Annotated in this window: 2 protein-coding genes; one reads left to right on the top strand and one right to left on the bottom strand. The window is 53.5% G+C overall.

Going from position 1 to position 6,392, the window contains the following annotated elements; genetic code table 11:
- The coding region (locus VMT71_03105) for an AAA family ATPase (protein ID HVN22933.1) at positions 1-5,572 on the bottom strand (5,572 nt) is incomplete at its 3' end.
- Between the two features lie 564 nt (positions 5,573-6,136).
- On the opposite strand from VMT71_03105, the gene VMT71_03100 reads away from it, so the two are divergent.
- Positions 6,137-6,392, top strand: a 256-nt coding sequence (locus VMT71_03100; GenBank protein HVN22932.1) for a PAS domain S-box protein, incomplete at its 3' end; no start/stop codon positions are given.

The following is a 6,392-nucleotide window of genomic DNA, read 5'->3' as shown; positions in this document are numbered from 1 at the left end:
CGAAATAGTTAGTGTTGATCTCAACAGGAAAGATCCGTGCGTCCTTTGTCCGGTGGCGGCCTTCGAAACTCAGGGCGCCTTTCGCCTTGAGCTCCATCCAGTGGCTTACCCACCGTTCAGGCGGAAAGTCCGGATCGATATCCATAACGGAGAGGCCGAGCAGTTCGTCACGGCTATAACCGAGGGCACGGCAGGCTTCTTGATTGACGAAACGGAAGCGCGCATTTTCTTCGATCAGGTAAGCGGCTTCCTGTACGTTGTTGAGGGCAAAACTGAGCAGCGCGATCTCGCGCTCTACCCTCTTGCGCTCGGCCCGCGTCCTCAGAACGTTGATGCCGAAGGCAAGGTCGCCCGCCAGTTCCTCCATCAGGCTGACCTCATTCGGAGTGAAGGCATCGGGCACATTCGAATAGATCATCATGCCGCCGAACGCTTTGCCGTTCTCGTTTTTGAGGGGCACGGCCATGCCGGAGCGGTAGCCGCGCAGCAAGGCGCCATCGCGCCATGGGCCCAGCGTGGGGTCTTGCGCTACATCCTGGAAATAGTATGTCTCGCCGCTTCGAATGGCAATGCCGCCGGGACCTCGCCCGCGTTCGGTCTCATCCGACCATGAAAGCTTGGCATTCGCCACGTAGTCGGCATCGAACCCGGCCCAGGCCACCGGACGTATACTCCTAGCTTCATCGTTTTCAGCATATTCCACCCATGCCATGCGGTAGCCTGCCTCATCGCAGACGATGTGACAGATGTCGCTGAGGAGGGTCTGCTCGTCCGTCGCCCGCAGTAAAGCCTGGTTGCACATGCTGACCGCGCGCAGTTCGCGATTTAAACGGCGGAGCGCCTCTTCTGCGCGCTTCCGCTCCGTGATATCGCGTACAAAAATAACTGTTTGACCGCCGGCGATAGGCTGGTATTGCGCGCTGATCTCGACGTCTAACAAGCTGCTGTCTTTGCGGCGGTGGACAGATTCAAAGCGCCGGGGGCCCTCTTCCGCGGTCTTTTTAATCTCGGCCGTGACCATCTCTGCGGTCCGCACTGCCGATATATCCGCAAGCTGCATGGTCAGGAGTTCCTGCGCGCTATAGCCGGTCATGCGGCAATACGCCTCATTGACCTCAATGATCCGGCCTTGCATGTCGATGCGAAAGAGGCCGTCCATGGCCGTCTGGAGCGTGACACGGTGGCGCTCTTCGCTTTCACGCAGGCCATCGTACACCCGGGCGTTTTCGAATGATACTGCCACCTGCGAGAGAAGCATTTCCAGGAGTTGAACTCTCTCCCGGGTGAATGCCTGAGTTGTAAGGTTGTTTTCCAGGTACAGGATTCCGATCAGTCTCCCCCGGCTCAAGAGAGCGACGCAGAGCAGCGACTTGATTCCGTTATGCCTGATGCGCGGATCATTTACAAAGTCACCCTGTTTTTCCGCATCATCCAACACAACCGTTTGTTTACTGCGGGCCACGAAACGGACTACACTACGCGCCACCAGATTGCTTTCATCCATTCCTATTGGCAGGGCTGCTGTAACCTCGTCGGCGCCTACACCTCCTTTGGCGACGATTTGCATGACGCCACCCTGTTCCAAGAGCAGAAATCCATTTTGAGCACCCGCATTCTCAACGACTATCTGCATCGCTTTGCTGAGCAGCTTATCCATCTCCATTTCGCTCGAGATTGCCCGTGTAGCCTTCATCAGGGTGGATAAGTCTAACAACTGAAGCTCGGTGCCGGTCGTCTTTTCCTCAACCTCAATAAGAGATGCATACCGTTTTTCCAAATCCTTTACTTTCCTTACGGCTCCCCAGGAGTCATAGCAACGGTAAGCCCTTGTCAAATAGAGCCGGGCAATATCATCTTTGGCCTTTCCTAACCAGAACTTGGCAGCCAGCTCATTTGCCAGAGCTTCTTCCTGGATGTACTCATTCTCTCTAGCAAACGAAATGGCCTTATCATAGTAATCCAGTGCAGCCATATCTCCGGTCAGGCGCATGCGTTCGGCCTCAACCAGATAGAACTTGTGAAGAAAGTTCATGGGGGCACAGTCCGCCAGACGTTTCAGTTTGCTCTGGTTACCGGATACTCTCTCAAGAATTTGCGTTTGCTGTGACCGGTCATCATCGGGGTAGAGCTGAATACGGGCCAGTGAATCATAGAAAACGGACATACCATCCGAGAACATCCCGAGCATACCTTCTCTGTTCTCGTGCGCCAGTTCCGCGCAATCCACTGCCTGCTGATAATCCTCGAAAAGATAGCAGAGCATCAATCTGATGACGTAGAAAGCGGCTAGCGCCGCGGTGTTATGCGTTTGCTCCAGTACAGGCAGCATCTCCTCCTGATCGAAGCAGTTGCCAACAAGAAGAAGAGGGTCACCGGATGGCTTCAGCAGGTTCACTGTAGCCTGCCAAAAAGGCCTCAGCCAACGACTCGCGGTTTCAGCTTGTATTTTCTTGAGGGATTCGCTGTAAATGGCCATCACCTGCTCAAGATTGTGGAGTTCCGCTCCGGCAAAATATGAATTGCAGCAGTAGAAGAATGCATTATAGCCGGCGTACTCCAGATCGCCGACTTCCTGTCCACTCTGATAGCCCGCCTCCAGATAAGGCAGTGTTGTCCTCAAGTGTTGGTTGAAGTGCCATACGTGACCGCCAAGTACCTCAAGCGTTTTGGACCTGAATAGCAGGTTATTCGTGGTCTCCAGGAGCGCCAAAGCGAGCTTTCCAAAACGATAGCCTTCGTCGAAATTTCCTTGAGGTACATAATGCATGGGCGCGTAGGCAACATAGAAATATGGGGATTCGATTGCGTTGCCATATTTGATGGACAAACTCACTTGCGAGAGTACAAATAGGGCCCAGAGGTTTGGCCTCCCTATATACGCCGCCGCGATCGCTTTTGACACGATGCGCGCTATAGCAAGCTTGTTGGGATCGGTCATCTTGGGCAAATTGATGAGATCCTCAATGGGAATGTCTGCATAAAGCGATTTCGTCTCTTCCAATTTCCGCGCAACGTCATCGCCAGTTGGATGACCAGGTAAGTTCATGCCGAGTTTTTCAAGAATCTCCGACGCAACATCTAAAACATCCTGGAGTTCACCCCGGGATACGTAACAATGCATTTTGCTCTCATACGCACCTACCATATCGACAACCGCGGTGGCTTTGCCCGTGATCACGGCAAACAACTGCTGTGTCCGGTCCAGATTACCGAGCAGGCTTTGGGCCTGAGAGGCACGGGTGTGCAATTCCATCGCCAGCTTGTAGTCAGTCGTCCAACTATCTTCCGTAAGCATACCGACGCCGGCTTCAAAGTACTCCGCAGCCGCCGAAAACGCACCCGATGATTTGGCTTTTGATCCCGCATCCAGATTCAGGCGCGCCAGCTCAAGTCTTTCATCTCTTGTATCGATCAGCTCGGACCCCGTATTCAGATGGTCGACTATGGTGAAAAGCTGGTGTTCCCGCTCATGCTCAGCCATATGTCCAAGCAAGAGCCTGCCGATCGTGAGATGGACCTGTTTCTTATCTGTGTCCGGAATAACAGAATATGCGGCCTGCTGGATACGATCGTGTGAAAACTTAAAATTTCCGTTCACAGGTGTTATGAGACCTTCACGAAGCGCCGGCTGCAGATTCTTCAAAGCACTATCTTCGGGCTGCTCCGCGATAATGGACAAGGTATGCAGATCGAATGTGTAGCCGATGCAGGCTGCAAGAGGCAATATATTCCGGGCTTCAGGCGGCAACTGCTCAATCCTGCCAAGCATGAGGCTAACCACGTTGTCGGCTATCTCCATTCCCTGAAGGGCAGAAGTAGCCCATTCCCAGCTTCTGCTTCTGATATCAAAAAATATGCTTTTCTTTTTAGCCAGCGCCTTGATCGTCTCAATCAGGAAGAACGGATTTCCCCCCGTCTTGGCGTAGATCAGGTGAGTAAGAGGGGCTGTTTCGAAAGGCTCCCTGAGCAGAGTGTCGGCCAAAAGCTCGTTAACGGTTTTCTCTGAAAGTTCCTCGAGCGTGAGCATGCCGATAATTGTGTTGTCTTTGCGCAATGCTTCAATACCCTTCCTCAATGGGTGAAGAGCGTCGACTTCATTGTCCCGGTAGGCACCGATTACGAGAACGCTTGAGGCGCCACCTTTCATCAGGGTCTCGAGCAAGTTCAGAGAGGCCGCATCTATCCATTGCAGGTCGTCCAGGAAAATGACCGGTGGTCGATCTTTTGTCGCAATCGCTTTCATGAACTCCAGGAATACATAGTTGAAGCGGTTCTGGGCTTCAATGCCGGCCAGTTCGGGGAAAGCCTGTTGCGGGCCGATGATCAGCTCCAGGTTGGGAATGACATCCGTCAATACTCCGCCGATACCTCCGAGGGCTTGTTGGGTGTCCTCTTTCCATCGCTTCAGCTCCGGCTCGCTTCCCATGAGAAGGATATTCACCAGCTCCGTAAGAGCCTGGATCCAGGCGAAATACGGCACATTGCGTTGCAGCTGATCGAACTTGCCCTGGATAAAATATCCCTGTTTCTCTATCACCGTCTTATGTATCTGTTGCACCAGTCTGGTCTTACCCACGCCGGCGTACCCGGTGACAAGCAGCACCTCGCGTCCACCGTTGCTCACCCGCTCGAAGGCGTGAAGCAGTTGATCCAACTCTTCTTCCCTGCCATAGAGTTTCTCCGGAAACCGTAATCGATCGGAAACATCATCCAGGCCAGGCTCGAAGTCCGGGACAACCCCTCCATCAAGCAGCCCTCGCAAACACTTCTCCAGGTCCGCCTTCAGCCCCCCTGCACTCTGGTAGCGGTCCTCGGCCATCTTGGAGAGGAGCTTCATCACAATACGGGAGACCATCTCCGGGATAGCGCTATTGATCTCGTGAGGTGGAACCGGAGTCCTGGCGATATGGCTATGCACGATGCTCAGGGCATCATCCCCGCCAAAGGGCAGTTTGCCCGTCAGCATATAATAGAGAGTTACGCCGAAAGAATAGAAGTCGGTGCGATAATCGACCGGACGGTTCATACGACCCGTCTGCTCCGGGGACATGTACTCAGGGGTTCCTTCCAGGGCCAAAGAAGCAAGCTGGCTGAGACTGCGCTCCGGTATCTCATCGGCAAAGCCGAAGCCAATAAGGTTGATCTGGTTGGTCGCAGGGTTGAAGATAACGTTGGACGGTTTGATATCCTTATGGATGATGTGCTGCGTGTGGAGCGAGCCCAGCGTGTCGACAAGGGCAATCGCCAGTTGAAGGCAGTCTTCGAATGGTAGAGGGCCTTGCTTCAGCATACGGTCCAGAGGCTGGCCGCCGATGTCTTCAAACACGATCGCAAGACCTTCGTTATCTTCTTCCAGTGTAAGCGCCTTCGCGATGCCGGCCAGGTCACGTCGAGATGTAATTTCAAATTCACGTCTGAACCGGGCGCGTTCGTCCTTGGTTGAGGAATCGGCTTTGAGAATCTTGAGGAGGACGGATTCGCCGGTTGCGAGCCGGGCCGCGCGGCAGATCACAGTGGATCCTCTTTCCGAAAGCGTCTCCGTAATGCGGTAAGATTTTATCTTTTCACTCATAGGGGTCTACCGGATAGTACGTATTGTTTACCATCTTGAAATTCAATGTAGAAACGCTTGAAAAAGAATCACATCAGCATGCCGGGATTCCTGGAATTGCGGCCCATCTCTGCAGAGAACAAGACAATAGAAACGGAGATGCCACGAGAGACCGTTACACTGACCTTCTCTCTTTCAGGAGAATCGAAAAGATTGGTCGCACTTGATCCCATAACCCTATCTCAAGTGAAATGGTCATCGGTGCTCGTGTTATTGTGCCGTGAGCCTATAGGTGATGATAACAGCAAGAATTTGTCTCGTCAACAACAAATCACAAACAAATCATGCTCGCGGAAACCGTCTCGTGCACGCTGCGACCGCACAAGATGCGGCAAACCGCTCCCACCCAGGATTGAACCCCAAGCCGGATCACCTTTCGCGAACTACCGCTAATCCTCGCCGCCGACGTCAGAAGCTTGGCAGAAACGGGTCCCAATCGTTTTGAAATCATCGGCCGCCGGAAAGACGGCAGCCTAGTCGTAGTCGTTCCGGGAAAAGGCAGATAGCTCCCATGAGCATAGGATCGTGCTGGCCGACGGAACGGTTAGACATGTTCATACAATCCGGCACCCTGTCCTGAATGATGCTGGGGATGTCGTTCAACTCGTGGGCACCACGATGGATATTACTGAGCGGAAGAGAGCGGAGGAAGCGCTTGAGGCAAAGTCCCGGGGTCTCCAAGAGGCGAATACTGCTCTCAAGGTCTTGCTCGAGCACCGGGACGAGGACAGAAGGGAGCTCGAGGAAAGAGTGGTGTCCAACGTGAAGCAACTCGTGCTCC

The sequence above is a fragment of the Syntrophorhabdales bacterium genome (assembly GCA_035541455.1).
Classification (GTDB): Bacteria; Desulfobacterota; Syntrophorhabdia; order Syntrophorhabdales; family WCHB1-27; genus JADGQN01.
Note: the sequence above shows the minus strand (reverse complement) of the source record. Positions and strands in the feature narration are given on the sequence as shown.